Source organism: Spiroplasma apis B31 (assembly GCF_000500935.1).
Taxonomy (GTDB): domain Bacteria; phylum Bacillota_I; class Bacilli_A; order Mycoplasmatales; family Mycoplasmataceae; genus Spiroplasma_A; species Spiroplasma_A apis.
Window position 1 is genome coordinate 251,868 of sequence record NC_022998.1, and the last position, 17,818, is coordinate 269,685.

Genomic DNA, 17,818 nt, shown 5'->3' on the forward strand with positions numbered 1-17,818 from the left:
AATATTCCAAAAAAAGCAAGAAAAAAACGAGAAATATTCAAAAAAATATATTATTATAATATAGACAATAATAGTCATAGAAAAGGAGAGCTATATGGCTGAACAACAAATATTTGCGAGCAAAAAAGAAAAAAGACTTGCAAAGAAAACAAAAAGTTCGTCAGGTGGTTCGGGGTCGTGGAACAACTTTTTAACAATGTTGCAAGAACTCGGTAAAGCATTGCAATTCCCAATTGCAGTTCTACCATTTGCGGCAATATTAAATCGTTTTGGTGCATTGGGTTTACAATACACATCTGAGATATTAGATAATGGTAGTGTATTAATCACAAATAAAGTGGGATATTGAATATCAACACTAATACAAAAACCAGGTGCGGTACCATTTGAGAATTTGCCTCTTCTATTTGCAATCGGAACTGCATTTGGATTAGCTAAAGATCATCGTGGAGAAGTTGCTCTAGTGGCATTAATCTTTTATATGTCACTGGCTGCATTAACAGCTGAGCATACTTTGCCTGAGATGTTTTATAAAGGCGTATTTACTTTCGAGGACAATAAAGGAGACATGTGGTCAAGATTATTTTATGTTCCTTTGTACAAAGAAGGTACTGAGGCATCGGTTGAAAATATAAGTGGGGGTAAATACATTCTTGATATAGGTGTATTAGGAGGTATTGTTTCTGGTTGTATGTCTGCATTTTTCTACAACAAGTTTAAAGATATTAAACTACCCACAGCTTTATCATTTTTTGGAGGTCGTAGATTTGTACCGATGGTTGCATTAGTTGCTGCTATACCAGTTGCATTATTATTTTCAATCATTTGACCTTGAATACAATATGGTTTAGTGTCATTTGGTGGGTTGGTAGCTAATCCTAATAATCCAATTGTTGCTGTACCTGGAACTGCAATTTATGGAGTATTAAATCGTTTATTACTACCTTTTGGTTTACACCAAATACTAAATACTTTCTTCTGGTTCCAACTACCTGTTGGTGACTTTAAAGTAGGTCCAATCAATGGAAATGTGATAGGAGATCCTACTTTTGTAAACGGAGATATTAATGCATTTGCCAACGGAATGTCAAATTCAGGATTATTCCAGTCTGGTTTCTTCCCAATTATGATGGGTGGAATGCCTTGTGCTGCTTTAGCCATGATAATGTCTTCAAGAAAAGAAAATAGAAAAGAAGTGGCAGGATTTCTTGGTGGGGTAGCAGCAGTTTCCTTTTTATCAGGAATAACTGAACCACTTGAGTTCTCATTCGTATTTATATCACCATTATTATTGTTATTACATGCTTTAATGACAGGTGTGTTTGTTGCAATAACTACTGGAATGCATATACAAATAGGATTCGGATTTAGTGCTGGTTTCATAGATTATTTGATCTCTTTTGCACAATCTTGAGGTATTGCAAAATATCACGATAGTCTAGTGTTGAGCAATCCCTTATGAATCTTGGTATTATCAGTTGGTGCTGGTTTAGCATATTATTTAGTTTTCTATATAACAATAACTAAAATGAATTTGGCAACACCTGGACGAGAAATAAAAGATGATGCCTCAATCAATTCTAACGACTTACTTGACAAAGAATTATCTAATAATTCTAATATTACTAACAAATATGATTTGATGGCAGCAAAAATTATAAAAGCTGTTGGTGAAGATAACTTTGTAAGTATCGATAATTGTGCAACAAGACTAAGACTTATTTTGAAAGATAATTCATTAATAGATGATAAAATGGTCAAATTAGCAGGAGCCTTTGGAACAAAAAGATTGGGTGCAGAGGGTGCTCAAATTGTAATTGGTCCAGATGTTGAACATGTTGCTAATTCTATTAAAAAACAACTTGGTATAGAGTGAACCCATAAATTTGACAGTTAAATAAAAACTCCAGTAATTTAATATTATTATATAAAAAATTATCAATTTTTGTAACTTAATTTAAATTGTGAATTTTTATACCAATTGTATCAAGCATTTCAATCTTTTAAATCTTCTATATATTCATTCAAATTGGAGTAACTATTATTATGAATAGTTCCTTTTTTAAGGAGGGAGTGAAATGATTCAATTACAATATTGTCTGCACATGTATATGCACGACCTTGTGATATAATTAAATTATCAGCTTCACAAACTTCTTTAAATTCATAGCTTGTGTACTGGTGACCGTGGTCCGAGTGGATTATAATTCCACTCGGACTTTTTATTTTCTTAATTTTAGCGATTGCGTCTCGTAGATTACTCATTACTAATTTGTTATTATTTGCAAAGCTAATTTTATAATCAATAATTTCTTTTGTGGCAGCATCAATTATTGTTGACTGGTATGCTTTTGATTTTCCATGAACCAAATATGTAACATCAGTATATAAAACTGTTAAAGGCTTATCAATTTGTTTAAAACGACGTTTAATCAAATCTGGGTATGGTGATAGTTTGCCTACTTTTCTTACTCTTTTATTGAAAGCATTTCTAACTCATTTGGCGCGTAAATTATACTTTTTCATTAAGCGTTGTATACGTTTGTGATTAAATCTAATTCCCATCTTTTTGAGTTCTGTTTCTATTCGACGATATCCAAATTGTGATCTATGCTTTTCAAAAATTTTTTTAATTTCTTTGAATGCTACTTGATCTAATTTTTCTCTTTTTGATTTTTTTATTTGATACAAAAATGTAGTTCTTTTTAATCCAAGAACCTCCAATGCTAAAGATTGTGTTGTACCTTTTTCGATTAGTGTCATTGCTATTAATGCTTTTTTAGCATTTGAGTATCTGGTAAAATTACCGTAATTTTCTAGTGTGTATTTGGTTAATTCTGCAATGTTTTTTCAGTCAATTATTTGTATTCTTCTGCCTCTCTTTTTTGAGTTCGCAGAACCTTCAAGTTTCAACTTTCTTCTTCATGTCTTTATTGTGTTTGTTGAAACCCCAAAGTTTTTAGCTGTGTTTTCTATACCAATTTCAAAAGAATTTTTTATAATTTTGTCACGATATTCATTAGAGTATTTCAAAAATTTTTGACCTAGTTTCGCCATTTTCATATCTCCTCAATAAGTCTTTCGTTAATACAATATTAACATTTATTTAAAGAGCCTGTATCGATAGAACGATAGTGCATGTTCAAATGCATTTATTACATCTAAATTATTGGCCTTTGGTCTTTCATCGCGTATTTTTTTATCAGGGTGATTGATACATTTTTCAAGTTCATTATATAAATGCCCGTACTTTTTAAAGATGATAGTTTCGCCTCTAATTTCTTTAGTAACTGTTAATTTATTGCTAAAAAATAATTTGTTTTCTGAAAGTAGACGTTTGATAACATAATGCCTATCAACAATTGGTCATCCATAATGACCTGTTGACTTAAAAATTCTCATTCCGTTACTTAAAACTACTGGATCATAATTATATTCTTCTTCTAAAAATTTAGAAATAAAATCTCTAGTTGTTCTTGAGTCTTGTCCTATTTTAAATTTTATTGATTTCTCGAATGGTTCTTTTAAATTATGCATATATTTTTTGCATCAAAAATCTATTGTTTTGGCAATATATTTAACTTTATCGACATTGCTTTTTTTAAAGCGTCTTGAATTAATTGATTCTTCTTCAAGTATATATATTGCTTTTACACTCTCATCTTTATTTAGTTCAAATCCTAACATAACAAGTGCAGTATCATCACTTATTTGACCACCATCAGCATAATCACATCCAATGGTAATTCTGTCAAATCAAAAACGTTTCTCATTCTCAAAATAAAATTCTTGTAGATCAAAAGTTTGAGTATTAGCATATAAGTCTTTTCGATATGAATAATGATCTATTTGCATTTCATTTTCATTGCCGTTGAACAATGTTTCATATTGCTCAGGGTTTGTTTTTTTTAATCCTTCGGCAAAAACTAGTAAATCATTATTTAAATTTGCTTGATTTAATTTAGTAGTACCTCGAATAACGGTTGCTCCTACACCATAAAAATCTTTATAGATTCCTGTAGAGTAACCATTAACTTTAAGTTCCTTCTTCCTTTCATCTGTTAGGGGCAACACTGCTTGCACATATAGTTGATAAATTGGGTGATCTGTTTGATGGTTGTTAAAACCAAATATAACCATTCTTTTTTTGAAAACTTGAAAATCCTCATATCTTAGCTCTTCGATATTATCAAAAGAGGTAGTCAAATCTTGGCCCCTTATTATCTGAATTAAAATATTATTTAATTGATAGATATAATCTTCTTCATCCAGTATTTTTTCTTTTAAGGGTATTACCTCATCAAGAGCGAACATTCCTCATTCACCGATTGCAGCTGCAACACCTTCCCATTTTGAAGTATTGTCAAAGCCAATTACTCAAACCTTACGTTTATTTGGAAATACAAATTCACAACGATTATCTGAATTATAAAATTTGATCTCCTTTGATTCTATTTTGTCCATAATTGTTACACCGTATTTTTGTAAAAACGTAGCTACACGAATCATCATTGCTGAATAAGTTGTTTTTGCGGATGTGAATGTATAACGCGCTAATTGCACGTTATAGTCAGTAAAATTACATATATTAAATCATGCAACCAAGCAAATAAAAAATGTTTTTCCAAATCCTTTCGCTCCCGAAAGAGCAAGGAAAAATGTAGTGTTTGTGACGTATGTTCCATACACCTCCAACATTACCTTTTTATATATGTCTACAGAAAAATTGCAGTTATCTGTGTCAAATTTTAAGTCTATATTTTCTTTTTTCATACCTTAATTGTTAGCATAAAATGGGAGAAAAAAAAAGACTTAAAATAGTCTTTGTTTTAAAAATTTCGGGCCGCTCACGTTACTCAAAATGAGTTTGGAAAAAAAATCATTGCGGCACATTCTAAAAATACGAGAGTACTCTATAATTACAAGGATACTCCCGTACCACGATGACACGCGGTACTAAAGGTATCATTTACATTCTCTCACTATTTTAAATGGGAGTCAAGGATTCTTTTTTTCAAACGAATTTCTCATAACTATTCGCGGCCCGCCGGCATTTTTTTTAAGAATAATCAAAAAAAAGAACAGCCAAAGCTATTCTTCGATATAATCTAAATTTAATAAATTTTTAAAATAACTAATATATTGATATTTATAACCTTCTCATCATTTGTTTTGTGTGTTGTCAAATGATCCATCATCAAAGTAAAAAGTTATCTTACACAATCCCTCTGCGCGTAATTCTTGCAAAGTGTATTTTTTCACCTTAGTTTTGTCTAAAGTTGTAATACCTGCTCTTTCATAATTTGTTCAAGGTTTACCAGTTCTATTATCTAAACAAAAAACTTGTACCATATTTTTATCCTTTCCACATGAAATGACATTTGTTGATATTAATATTGTTGGTATTGTTGATAATAATCCAAACGTTAATTTAAGACCTTTCATAATTTGACCCCCGTTAGAGTTATAATATCAAATTTGTAAAGTTATTTAAAGAGTCATTTTTGTCAAAAAGATTTAATTCTAAAACATGTTCTTTATCACTGATATCAATTAAGGATAATTGCCAAATTCCTGCACCATAAAAACTTGATAAAATGATTTCATTTATTTTTTGTGGTTTGTTAAATTCAAATTCTCCGTTATTTTCAATATAAGATAAATTCAACGGATTATAATTTAAGTTTGAAGATCCATAATCATTTTTAATCATATTAATTTTTGAAATTTCTTTATTAAATTGTTTAACTTGATATTTTGAATATTCTCCATTTGCTAATTGTTGGTCAATAGGCATAGAAGAAGGTATAGAAGCTGTTTCGGTATTTTTTGTCATTTCAGGAAAAACATAATGATTTATATCAAGTTTATAAATTTTATTATTCGAAACACTTTCTACAAAAGGTTCAAAATCATCATCAGTAAATTTGAAATAATTCGATTTTAATTTAACTCTCAAATCTGTGTAAGAAACAAAACCTTTTGGGTTATCAATACTGTTTTGTAGTTCAAAGTAATAAGGAAGTAAAATTTTATAATCATCGTTATCACCTTTATTTATACAAAAGTTTGATTTAAAGGCTCCTGACAACATCGCCATAGCAGATTCAATTCTTTTAATTATATGTTGATTTTTTAACACATACTTAGAATTATTAATACGTTTTCAAGCAAGTCAATTATTGGTAGTAACCGCATATCTATCTTGCTGAGCATATTTCTCCATAAGTTGGTAAATTTGCTTATCATCAATTTTTAACTCACCTGTATCTTTATCTATTATAGTTGCTCCTTGAAATTCGTAATCTTTTCAAAAGCTTTCAGTTACCATTTTACACAAAACTTCAAATCCTGTTGTTTTTAAATTTGAACTTGAATCATATATATTTACATCGTAGATTTGTTGGACGTTTCGATGCAAAATAACTGTACCACTATTATTTGTTCCTACACCATATCTGAAGTAACCATAAATTTGATTCTCATTTGGTTTTATAGTAATCAAATCATCCATATCAACTATTTCAACACGACCTGTTCCATCTTTTTTTTCTATCTCCTTAGTTCCTTTTGCTTTATAAGTAATTTTTTCAACATTATCAAATCTTATAGTTGTTGTACCTGTGTTTTCTCCTAACTTTAAGAAATCTCCAAGACTAAATTCTTGATTATATTTAAGTCCTTTAGACTTTAAAAAATTAAAAATATCATTAATTGGAATTATTTGATTACTAGCTCAATAATTAATTAAATTTAAAGTCGGTTGTACTTGGAACGGAAACATAAGTTTTGGGTATACCTCAGTACCTTCTTTGGGTAAAAGGTCAGGAAATTTACCATCATCATTAATAGGTTTAATATTTCCAATTAAAGCACCAGCAGGACTTATAACATTTATTCCTTTAATTTTGTCCTTAATCGGCTCATGAACAAAAACTTTTATTCCTACAGATTTATAACTATTTGTAAATTCTATTTTTGAATCAAATGTACATTCTGCTCCACCATCAATTGAGGGTGTAATTGTTTTGGAAATGTAAAATTTTTCTTTTTCTAAATTCATATCATCTTCAATTTCAAAAAATGTTAACATATATAATTCATCAAAATTTATATCTGGGAAATCTTTAGTTTTAAATATTAAACTATCTTGATTTTTTAACAATTTAGCACTTGGTGAATTTGGGTCGATTACCTCTATTAAGTCAAAGTCCATTTCCTCAGACAAGTATATTTTAATTTTTTTGCCCTTTTTTGGGGTCGTACACATTAAAGTAATCTTCTCGCTTGATATATTTAATCCAGAACTTATTTTTTGTCCTGTCAGGGTTGTGAGTGGGTATATCCAAGCTGTTTTAACTTGATCTTCACTATAAAATAAATCATCATTATAATCTAAATTATCTCGTTTTTGTCGTTTTACAGTATATGATTCTATAAAGTCGTTTTCGTCATTATATTTATTAATCATTTTTCACTTCTCCTTCTTTATCAGTACTATTTGAAGTCCCGTTACTTAAAGCATTTGCTAGTAAATTATTATAATTTTTTTCTGTATTAACATCAATTTCAACATCAATTTCATAATCGTCCAAATTTAACTTTGGAAATACTTCTTTTATATTACATGTTTCTAAAATTCTTAAAAATTTATGTGCCAAATCTACTAAAAATTCTCTCATAAATATTTTTTCGCGCTCAATTATTGGGCTTGTTAAAAATTGACGTACCATTAATTCAGCTTGAGTCTTCTGTGCTGATTTAATTTCATCAATATTAGGAATACCAATATCTGATTTAATTTCAGAAAAAATATCATTTCTTGTGTTTCTTATAGTTTGCATAGTTGAAGTAGGATTGAAAGTAGTGATTTGATCAGTTATCGATTGAGGGATTCCGTCAAAATCAATTCCTGATGATTCCACTAATCCATTAAATAAAAGATTTTTCATAAATTTATAATTTTCAATCTCAGCATCAGGTCCTTTTGATTGACTATTTTTTAAAACAGCACCTTTCTCTCACAGAGGTAAGGTTGCGGTTACTTCGTCATAAGTATTTAGCATCGCTAATCTTTCTTTCACCTTATTCATTCTTGGTATTTCATCAAAATCGTTTTTTAAAACAGATACAGGTACAAAGTTAAAAGTAAGGTTTTTTTCATTATTTTCCTCCAAATGCCTTTGAATATTAGCATCCATTAATGAAGTATCAATATTTTTATTTTTATTAAAATCTAATAAACTAGTATCTACTGAAACTTGATTTTCATTTAACTTATATTTTTTCTTGAGGATGAAAGACTCTTTTCCTACTGTTAAGGGATAATCATCATAAAGTACCTCAATCTCAAAAATATTGTTATTTATTGTATTTTTATAAGATACTCTGGCAGGTATCAAAATAGGTCTAGTTTCAGCCATATTATTAAATATTTTTCTTGTAACTTGTTTTACAACTACAAGTGCATATCTTCCATGAATACCTGATCTAAATTTTGTCACTCATCCTAAACCAGGCAAATTTGCCTCACGTAAGTATTTTTTAAATATATCTTCAAGTAACTTATTTCCTTTATTTGTAGGTCCTCTAATAATTCATTTTATATTTGTTAAATCGAAAAGATCAGCAAAGAATTCATTAAAAACTCTTGTTTTTTCTATAGCTACATTTGAGTGTTGTCTTCCATAAATCATTTCAAACAGTCCATTAACATTTTCTTGTTTATTTTTATTTAAAGAAGCTTTAATATTCTCATTCGAATATATTGCATTATTATAACGTTCAAGCAATTCTTCTTGTATATTTTTTGGCATTTTTTTCTCCTATCTAAATGTTTTTGTAACTTTTACATACAAATTTTTAGTTTCTTTAGAGTTTTAAACTTGTTATTAAAATCTAAAAAAAACCAGTTTTTTTATACTGGTCATTTTATTAAAACTTCTTAGCTAGTTTTAAATTTTTATCACGCTCTTGCGCATGATATAGTTCAATTTGTAAGTCAACTAATTCTTTTTTGATTGATTTAGTGTCTCTCACAGTGTTTAGTGTATCAGTGTTAATTATTCCGTTTGCTTTAGCAATCTTAGAAGTATCTAATGAGTTAACTTCATTTTGATATCGCCTTCTTAACTCAGCATCACGTCTATTAGCAAATGCAGATAATATTGCAACTACTAGAAATGTTAAGGTCAGCGAACCAGAACCAGTCACAATAACAGTTATATACAATGGTATGGATACTAATTTTTCTCTTAAAAAATAAGCGACTAAACCAAAAGCAGCGAGTACTAATAAATAACCTAAAAATACAATTAATAAATTTCTAGTTATTCTTTTGGGATTTTTTAGCAAAAATTTTAACATATTTTTTTTCCTTTCTGGAACAAGGCACTATGTAGTATCTTGTCCTATTATTTTTTTTAATAAATTTTGTCTTTCTATATATTTGAATTGTTTATAATTTTTTTCTGTTATTATTAAATAACCACAAAGGATTAATATCATTACTGGCAATATTTTTAACAATACATCAATTATAATCTTTACTTTTTTACTTGGCATTAATTTTGGCAATTTGTGAATAAAAGTTGAAATAGTTGCCGGAACAAGAGTTAAAGCAATTTGATTACCTCAATTAGATCATCCAAATGAAGTCATTCCTAAATTCATTCAAGATAATCAACTTGGAAGGGTTATTAAAGGGGGTAGCAAGGTTCATAAAGTTGTTAAAATAAAATAAATAAATGTGTCAGTATCATAAATAGTTTTTGCTTGTTTATGCCTTATTTTTTCGGATTCTTTCATATTAGATAAATCATAAAGTTCTCTATCTTTATAATAATCTTTAGCACCTTTATTTCAAACTTTTGAAAAAGGTAATCCAAAATACCATTTAAACTCAGGTTTTTGAATTGAATTACTCATCTTTATCACCATCTTTCCAATATTTATTATTTGGATCAATCCCTAAGGTTTTAATTCTATGTTGTTCTTTTGCATGAAGTTCTTCAACAGTTGGCTTAATAATTTGTAAATCTTTTTTTATAGGTTCTAATTCTGCTTTAGTTACTAGTGAAGTAAGTTTTGCTTCACGAGCGATTCTTTGCTGTTTTTCCTGATTTTGTTTTTCAAAAAAAGGCATAGAGAAGTTAATTGAATACTTATTAGTATTACCGTTCTCATCAATTCCAACATATTCTCATACAGAAAAAGGTACTTCAAAAAAGGTTTCGTTATCTTTATTACCGTCTATAAAAATATTATTTTTGAATCTTTTATATTTAGTCTTTTTAATATCTTCAATAGTTAATCCAAATTTAGCAGCACCCATTATTCATTCAAACAAATATCCATTGTATCCACTAATATAATTAGTATCAAAAAATCCATCTCAATTTTCAACTTTTTTTCAAATTCCCGCTGTTTTGAAACCAATAGTATGCTGATTTGTAAGGATCGAAAGGTTTTCTGTTAAAAGGTCTTCTCTAAGAAAACGTAGATTGTTTATTTTATTTGTTCCATATTCTTGAGAAAAAAGATTTGTGTCGTGAGAATATTCTTGATTTTTAATTCACCCTTGTTTCAGTTCTTTTCTTAACATCTGAACACTTTTTATCAACTCACCTTTTACAAAAAGTTTATTTATCCGTTCATTTATTTCTTTGTCTTTGTCTTTTAATTTATTAATAGTATTCTCTTGTCCATAAGCCCAAATTCTACCGATTGCATTTTTATGGTCTGTCTCACTTGGTGTTTGAAAAATTTGAGCACCTGTAATTTCTCCAAGAGATTCATTTAAATTTACTATGGCTCGTTTTTTATTATTTTGAGTATCAACTATTATAGAATCGGACTTATGACTAAGAATAAGAATTTCATCAAAGTAACCAAGTTCTTTGGGAGAATCAATAGGATTAGCATTTTCATCTAGTTCTTGTACTAATAATTTATGATCTTTTCGATTTGCTTTATTATTACTTAAGTTATCTAATTCAAGTTTAAGACTTGTAGTTTTAAAATTAGTGTATTCATGTTCATATTCAATTTTTTTATCGATTTCAGTAAAGAACTCATTTATTTGGTCTTTATTAAAAAACATATTAGGGTCAAGTAAATAATCTGGGTCAGCATCTTTAACGTAACTTATATATATTTTTTCAATTTTAGAGTTATTTCAAGCCCTTCATGCAGGAGCGCCAAGTACACTTTCTATATTCGAATATCCGGGTAACTGAGTAGAATCGGTTCTTCCATTATTATAGCTAGTTGATGATTGTCTATCTGTTTGACTCACGTGTGTATCATTTAGGCGTAAGTGATCCATTGCTCGATAAGTAAAATTTTTTAATTCTAGTTGAACTTTTGGGGGTAAATCTTTTGTTAAAAATAATCTTCCAATAGCAGACCCAATTCTATCATTAGCAAGCGATTGCGCCTGAAAGGCATTCTTATCAAAAAAATCTTTTGGTGATATATAACCCAAGCTTTTTTGATAATTTGTTAAATAAGTAAATTTGTTTGCTACAGAAGGTCAAGTTAAATAATCTTCATAGCTTGTAATTTCTCATAAATTAAACATAAAATATACGAACCCTTCTAATGCGCTTTACAACTTTTTTATTAATTGGATGATAAATATCTTGATTATTAACTTTTTTGCCTTTGATTCATTTGATTATTGATGATGTAAAAATCTTTGCACCTGGAATAACTCCTATTGTTTTTGAAATAGATCTATCAATATTTTTTCTAATCGCTTGGTCATATTTTGTTTTAAAAAGGTTTGGAGAACTTTTCAAAGTACTTATTGAAACTAGTTTTGTCAATGCTAGAGTCTTGTTATAATTTTTTTTAACTTTATCTATACTTTTTGCAAGACTTGGTGATATTAGTTTTAAAATACTGATTTTTTTTTGACTAAAACCATAGCCAAGAGCTCAATTTTCGTTATATCAAATTGATTGTTCGTCGCCAGTAGATAAAGTTGCAAATTGTTCAATTTCAAATAGATTAGTTCAAACTCTAACAAAGTTGTAATTGCTTATTTTACCAGTTTTGACCGAAATATAAGGTTTTTTGTATATAGTACAAAAACCTTCTCCCGAAATTGATGATGGTTCAAATTTAAAACCTAATAAGAATGAATCTATATGGCAAGGAATCAGATTTAATTTTTTGATCAAGTTTTGTCCTAGTTTATTTCACTTAACGAAAATATTTGAGGTATGTTTTTTTATTGTGGCAATAGTTTGATTAATAGGTTCAAAAATTTTTTTTACAATTTTGTTAATTAATTTTAAAGGATTAATTTTATCAATTTTAACTTTAATTATTTTTTTATAACTTTTAAATATGTTAAAGAATGTTTCTTGAAATTTAGACTGAATTCTAGCATTATTCATTTTTAAAATTTTTTGATAACCAAAGGAAGTTTGAGCTAAATCAACTACAAACTTAGAAGCCTCAAGATCATTCATTTTAAAAAAATCATTAATAGAAATGTTCTTGTATTTCTTTAACATAAAATCAAAATTTGTAATTTCTTTTTTAGAAACATAATTTACTAATTTGGGATTAATTCTGTGTAAAGTTTTTTGCATGTCAAGATACAAATTCATTTCTTTCAAACTTAAGTTTTTTAAGGCTTTTTTAGTTTGAGGTTGAACCAAATTTGATATCAAATTTAATATTTCAATATCAGTTACTTCTTTTTTGAAAGCAAACTTAGTTTTACCAACAAGAATGTCTTTATACATGACACTCTGTTTTAATTGATAAAAGTTCTTGAGTCTTGAGTTAATACCAATTTTTTCATAAATTTTAGCTTGATTGGTTAACTTTAATAATTTGTCATATTTTAAAGCACGACCAAATTGTCCAATATCAGAAACTGAAAATAATAAATTAAGCAAAGTGCTTTCAGTAGTTACATTTCCATACATTATATCGAATGCCTCGGTTATTCCAAAGTTGATGGTTGATTGAATTAAAAATGATGAAGTTGCTATTCCTAATTGACTAAATCCAAGAGGGGCAATTATTGCAGTTCCTATACCAGCAGTTAGTGTCCCAAGAATTGCTGCAAAAACTTGAATTGAAAGAGTTTTAAAAAATTCTTCTCAAAAACTATTCTTTGTATTTTCAGGTTTTCTTAAGGTTATCTTTTTTTTGTAAGTAACAACTTGGTTGGGTTGTATTATATTAGGCATTATTCTTTTTGCATTATTTTTTCAAAATTTTTTGCAATTTCAATTACTTCCTCAGTTGTTTTTGCGTTAGCAATAAGGTTACTAGTTTTTTTGAATTCAGGTTCAAATTTAGAATTTTGTATTCATTTTTCACGTAAATCTTCAATAGTTTTTTGTTTGAATTGATCTAAGGTTGGTGATACATATTCACCACTTGTAGATGTTTTTGTTGGTAACTTAGGTTCTTCATAACCTATAATATGTTGAGGCATAATAACTTTTGCTCCATAGAATTTATTTACAGCTGTGAATATTTGTCCTAAATATGGCCCTTGTACATATTGACCTGCCTGAAGAGGTGTTTCAACTCCGCTTGCTCAAGCGAAGGCAGAAGGCAACAAAGCCACAATTTGGTATCCCATGTCGTCAATATCAGCTTCCACTGTTGTATATTTATTAAATAATTTTCTAATAGTGATATTTGTATTTTCAATAGTACTGACTGAAGTAGAAATATTACTATTTACAATTGTTGCAACCACAGATGGAGAGATAAGAATTATACAATTTTTCAACTTAAATTTTAATTTTTTAGCTTCTTTTTCAAGTTTTTTAAATTCTATAACCAAATTATCTTTTGTGATTTTCACTGGAGATGAATATTTATTCACTATTCCATTACAAATTTTATTTAATACAAATTCATCGTAAGTTTCTGCCTCAATTGCTTCTAAAACAGTTATTTTATTTTCCGCCCAAGCTTCTGCAGCAGAATTAATTTTTGCTATCTTTGTATAAGAAGTAAATGCTTCTGTTAGCTCAACCTCAGCCTCTTTTTCTGTAGCATCATTTTCGACAAAACCGTTTTCTTGCGATCATCCTGTTTGTAGTTTTGGGGAAGTCATAATAGGGAATGAGACTTTACTTTTAAAGCCAACTTCATCTTGTGTTAATTCATTTGGAAATAAAATAGCTAGTTCAGAACCTCCCAATGCGTTTTCGTGTCTTCAATTATTTTTATATATTTGTTGTATAACTTTTAATGCTTCCATTTTATTTTCCTCCAATTATTAATTTTCCTGTTTTTAGATTTAAACCTAAATTAAGTTTCTTTTTATTTGTATCTTGTAAAGTTTCATTTTTTTGAATTGGTTTTGATACATTTGTTAGTTTTTTAATCACTTCTGATTGCTCTTCAATTTGTGATTCTAACAATTCCAATTTCTTAATGAGTTCTTCTTCTAGTTCTTTATTAGAAATTTTTATAGGTTGTTCATCCTTAATATCTGTTTTTTCTTCCATTTCTTCATAAATAAAAGAACCGTCTTCATTTTTTAAAGGTTCACCAGATTCGTCAGTCATAATATATTTTTTCATAATACCTCCTATAATAAGTGATAGTATAATTGCTAGCATAAAAAAAAAGATTGTCAATACAATTCTTTTTTTATTTTAAAACACCTAATTTTTCATATTTTAGACTCTCTGCAATTACCGATATAGAAGATTTTTGTCCCTTAAATCATTTTGCTTCAAATATGCCAGTAATTTTAACTACATCATTTATTTTTAAGTTTTTCATTTTTTTAATTAATAGGGGATTTTTTTCGTACACAAAGATTGAGTTGTTTGATCAAGTTAATCGCATATATATCATATCTGATGAATAACCGTTTTTGTCCATGCTTCTAAGTTCAATTTGTGACACTTTTGCAGTAACAGTTAAAACTGCACCAAGTAATGATTTATCTATATTTTTAGCAGGCATTTGTTTCAACTCACTTTCAATTTTCACACTTAAATTTGAGGGTTTTTTCATTAAAATGTGCTTCCAAAATAGCTCTTGCATGGATTCAATGCTCATTTTTTTTACCAAACTTGTTAATTAAATTTGTTGTTAATTCTTTATTTTTATGTGAAGGAATATGACCTTTAAATTTAGATTTAAAGTGATTTCTTAGTAATCCTACAAATTCTCTGGTCATCTTAATTTCTTTAAATAATTCTTTCCCCTTATGAGGTATTTCTACGACCACAACATCTATATCAATATTTATTTCAAAATTTTTTTTAATTTCATTAATAAAACTTAAAGTTTTATCAAATGCCTCAGAAGGGAAATTTGCTATTAATTGGGTTTTTCAAACTCTAGGGTAATTTAAAAATTTTGATTTAATATAAATACCTGTAGTTCCGCATCCGCTAGGGTCAATACCGATGCTTAACAAAGATTTTTTATGCGTCATAAATTAATCCAATCTACGACCTTTCGTTAGACTGATTTTAACATTATATAAAAGAAATGTATAAATAATAGGTATTTTTTGGTCAAATAATTAGTTAATTCGAGTAAATATTTGTAAAATTTGAGCAAATTTCATATTATTTTTAAGCATCACTTTATAAAAAACCATGTTTTTGCTGTTCAATAAGTTAATTAGTGTTATATATTGTTAAGTAATGTTTTATTTGTTAACGAATTTAAAGGATTGTCCTAATCATATGGGGAAACTATTTGCAAAGCAAAAAAAACTTTTTTAAAAGTTAACTTATTATAATTTTGCGACTTTTGGATCCTACCCATTTTTTTGTCGCATGTATCTCCTAATTTATATATTTCTAATTACAGACTAAGAACCATCTTCATAATCTTCAAGTCAGTTAAATTTTGTTAAAGATGTTAATTTTGGAGTTTCAGTAACTTCTGGCTCATGTATTCCAGCTTCACCATTTTTAATATCTTTTTCTTGTTTAATTTTTACCAAATTTAAAACTACAGATAAAATTTTTTTCTCTCTGTCATTATATGTTTTTTTATAAAGTTTGTTAGCTTCTTCAAAAAGATCGATAAAGTCTTCGAATGTAGTTCTAAATTTTTCTTCTAAAATTGGTCGTTTTTCAAAGTCAAATGGTATTCATCTAAAATGACCATATCAACTTAAATTCACACCACATGTCAAAAAATCGTTCATTTTGATTTCCTTTTTTTGAATTTTAGTGGGTCTAGGAGTAAATGTTAAGGGACCAGTTTTCTTTTGTGTCCCGTATTCATTGTCTAGTAATCTACCACCTTTGGGGAATTTTAATTCAAGTCAACGCTTGTTTCTATAATCAGGAATTAAGACAAGAATAGAATTACCATTTTTTTCTGAACGATAGTGCATGTCAATAATTCACTCTTTTTTTATTGTTATATTACTTAAAGTTTTTCAAGAAAGTTTTTGATTGATCACTCTACATTTTGTTTTATGTAAATTACCCCTTAATTTATTAATAATTTCTTTAGCTTGTTTTGTATTTAAAAAGTTTAAAGTTGAAAAAGTTGGTAGTTCAAAATCAAGTTTTATTTTAGTTTTTTTGACTTCTTCTAACATTAAATTAATGTATTTTAATTGTTTTTCAGTTATTAACTTTAAATTTTCCATAATATTTTCCTCTCGTTTCACCATTTTTTTAATCTAAATAGTACTTAATCTGGCGAAACGAAAGGCCTTATTTACATAGATAATGATTAAGTACTATTTAGATTAAAAAAACGACAGTCTTTTAAATTACTGTCGTTTTTTAAATGTGTCAAATTTATGGGTTCGCTCTAGTAAATAAAGTTTTAAATAAAATGATTTAATCATTTTATTTTTTATAAGGAGTATTTATGGCATTTATATTTGATGATGATATTAATTATATTTTTACATTTTGTAAAAGCTGTTGAGATTTTTCGAAGTTTATTTTTGAAATACCTTTAGATTTTGATAAGGAAGAACAACGTGAGGGATTATGTGCAATTTGTAATAATAAACAAAGAATCTCGCTGATAGATCCCAAGGAGTATTATGAAAAACTTAATGAGGATAATGTTTAAATATGTTTAATTTATCTAGTCTGAAATGATGAGTGATCCTCATTATAATATTATGTGTTGTAATACTATATTTTGTTATTCCATGAAAGAAACTAAGTAAAAAGAATAAACAAAAAAATAATTTAATAAATAAACCAAAGAATAAAAAAATAAAGTATAAAAATGATAACTATAAACCTATGTTTGGAATTTATAATTGGTTTGGAAAAAAAGAAGCGCTTAGACTGAAATCCTTGATATATGTTGCAGAAGTAAAGGATTGTTGTAAACTTTGTCAACCATTCGAAAATCAAGTACTTTCTCTTGAAAAGTATGATAAAAAATATATTACTATGAGTGAAGCAATCTCTAAGGGCTATCATCATGTTGGATGTAAACACAAAGATATCAATTATTTTCAAGGAGATACTATTATTCCTAAGAAAAAGTACACTACAGAAGAACAAAATAATTATCATAAGATAATTTTACATATGTATAAATTAGAAAACGAAATTAGAAATATAAAATATAAAATAGATAATGATAAAAATACAAAAAAAAGAGAATCTCAACTTTTAGAAGCGGAAAATAATTATCTTAAGTATTGCAAGGAAAACAGTTTGGTAGTTAACAAAAAAAGATTAAATCCCTCTATCAAGGACATAGAAAAATTCACAAATAACTTACAAGAGTAAGTTATTTTTTTTATGCTTAGAATAATTTCTAATTAAAATACAAATATTAGTATTTTTTTTATATTTTAGGTTTATTATGTTTATGGGAA

The 17,818-nt window shown here is 27.8% G+C and carries 17 protein-coding genes; 3 read left to right on the forward strand and 14 right to left on the reverse strand.

Going from position 1 to position 17,818, the window contains the following annotated elements; translation table 4 throughout:
* Window positions 1-94: 94 nt before the first annotated feature.
* A complete protein-coding gene (locus tag SAPIS_RS01110; protein ID WP_023788989.1) occupies window positions 95-1,897 on the forward strand; it encodes a PTS transporter subunit EIIC in 1,803 nt (600 codons plus the stop codon).
* Window positions 1,898-1,935: 38 nt separating this feature from the next.
* Here SAPIS_RS01110 and SAPIS_RS05160 read toward each other — a convergent pair whose 3' ends face one another.
* From SAPIS_RS05160 to SAPIS_RS01180, 14 genes are all read right to left on the reverse strand, one after another.
* A complete protein-coding gene (locus tag SAPIS_RS05160; protein ID WP_023788990.1) occupies window positions 1,936-3,057 on the reverse strand; it encodes an IS3 family transposase in 1,122 nt (373 codons plus the stop codon).
* A gap of 45 nt (window positions 3,058-3,102) precedes the next feature.
* Entirely contained in the window at window positions 3,103-4,773 is a 1,671-nt protein-coding gene (locus tag SAPIS_RS01120) for a hypothetical protein (protein WP_023788991.1), read from the reverse strand.
* Between the two features lie 318 nt (window positions 4,774-5,091).
* Complete coding sequence (locus tag SAPIS_RS01125; protein ID WP_023788992.1) at window positions 5,092-5,445, reverse strand: hypothetical protein; 354 nt, start codon at window positions 5,443-5,445, stop codon at window positions 5,092-5,094.
* 19 nt (window positions 5,446-5,464) lie between these two features.
* A complete protein-coding gene (locus SAPIS_RS01130; RefSeq protein ID WP_023788993.1) occupies window positions 5,465-7,471 on the reverse strand; it encodes a hypothetical protein in 2,007 nt (668 codons plus the stop codon).
* Window positions 7,464-8,816: a hypothetical protein gene (locus SAPIS_RS01135; RefSeq protein ID WP_023788994.1), complete on the reverse strand. Its 1,353-nt coding sequence runs from the start codon at window positions 8,814-8,816 to the stop codon at window positions 7,464-7,466. Before SAPIS_RS01135 ends, SAPIS_RS01130 begins: the two co-directional genes overlap by 8 nt.
* A 118-nt stretch (window positions 8,817-8,934) precedes the next feature.
* Window positions 8,935-9,366, reverse strand: coding sequence for a hypothetical protein (locus tag SAPIS_RS01140; RefSeq protein WP_023788995.1), 432 nt, complete (start codon window positions 9,364-9,366; stop codon window positions 8,935-8,937).
* A 27-nt stretch (window positions 9,367-9,393) separates the two neighbouring features.
* Window positions 9,394-9,927 (reverse strand): hypothetical protein, encoded by a 534-nt coding sequence (locus SAPIS_RS01145; protein ID WP_023788996.1) that lies wholly within the window; start codon window positions 9,925-9,927, stop codon window positions 9,394-9,396.
* The gene (locus SAPIS_RS01150; protein ID WP_023788997.1) at window positions 9,920-11,581 is read right to left on the reverse strand and encodes a hypothetical protein; all 1,662 of its coding nucleotides are present in this window, start codon (window positions 11,579-11,581) and stop codon (window positions 9,920-9,922) included. Before SAPIS_RS01150 ends, SAPIS_RS01145 begins: the two co-directional genes overlap by 8 nt.
* A complete protein-coding gene (locus tag SAPIS_RS01155) occupies window positions 11,574-13,211 on the reverse strand; it encodes a hypothetical protein (protein ID WP_023788998.1) in 1,638 nt (545 codons plus the stop codon). The genes SAPIS_RS01150 and SAPIS_RS01155 overlap by 8 nt, the downstream gene beginning before the upstream one ends.
* Complete coding sequence (locus SAPIS_RS01160) at window positions 13,211-14,242, reverse strand: hypothetical protein (RefSeq protein WP_023788999.1); 1,032 nt, start codon at window positions 14,240-14,242, stop codon at window positions 13,211-13,213. The genes SAPIS_RS01155 and SAPIS_RS01160 overlap by 1 nt, the downstream gene beginning before the upstream one ends.
* Window position 14,243: 1 nt before the next feature.
* On the reverse strand, window positions 14,244-14,567 hold the full coding sequence (locus tag SAPIS_RS01165; RefSeq protein ID WP_023789000.1) for a hypothetical protein: 324 nt from the start codon (window positions 14,565-14,567) through the stop codon (window positions 14,244-14,246).
* 70 nt (window positions 14,568-14,637) lie between these two features.
* Window positions 14,638-14,958: a hypothetical protein gene (locus SAPIS_RS01170; RefSeq protein WP_166484594.1), complete on the reverse strand. Its 321-nt coding sequence runs from the start codon at window positions 14,956-14,958 to the stop codon at window positions 14,638-14,640.
* Complete coding sequence (locus SAPIS_RS01175; protein ID WP_023789002.1) at window positions 14,948-15,436, reverse strand: hypothetical protein; 489 nt, start codon at window positions 15,434-15,436, stop codon at window positions 14,948-14,950. Before SAPIS_RS01175 ends, SAPIS_RS01170 begins: the two co-directional genes overlap by 11 nt.
* Window positions 15,437-15,820: 384 nt before the next feature.
* Window positions 15,821-16,615, reverse strand: a complete 795-nt coding sequence (locus SAPIS_RS01180) for a hypothetical protein (RefSeq protein ID WP_023789003.1) — start codon at window positions 16,613-16,615, stop codon at window positions 15,821-15,823.
* 227 nt (window positions 16,616-16,842) lie between these two features.
* On the opposite strand from SAPIS_RS01180, the gene SAPIS_RS01185 reads away from it, so the two are divergent.
* Both SAPIS_RS01185 and SAPIS_RS01190 read left to right on the forward strand, forming a co-directional pair.
* Window positions 16,843-17,052: a hypothetical protein gene (locus SAPIS_RS01185; protein WP_023789004.1), complete on the forward strand. Its 210-nt coding sequence runs from the start codon at window positions 16,843-16,845 to the stop codon at window positions 17,050-17,052.
* 2 nt (window positions 17,053-17,054) lie between these two features.
* The gene (locus SAPIS_RS01190; RefSeq protein ID WP_023789005.1) at window positions 17,055-17,729 is read left to right on the forward strand and encodes a phage minor capsid protein; all 675 of its coding nucleotides are present in this window, start codon (window positions 17,055-17,057) and stop codon (window positions 17,727-17,729) included.
* Window positions 17,730-17,818 lie beyond the last annotated feature (89 nt).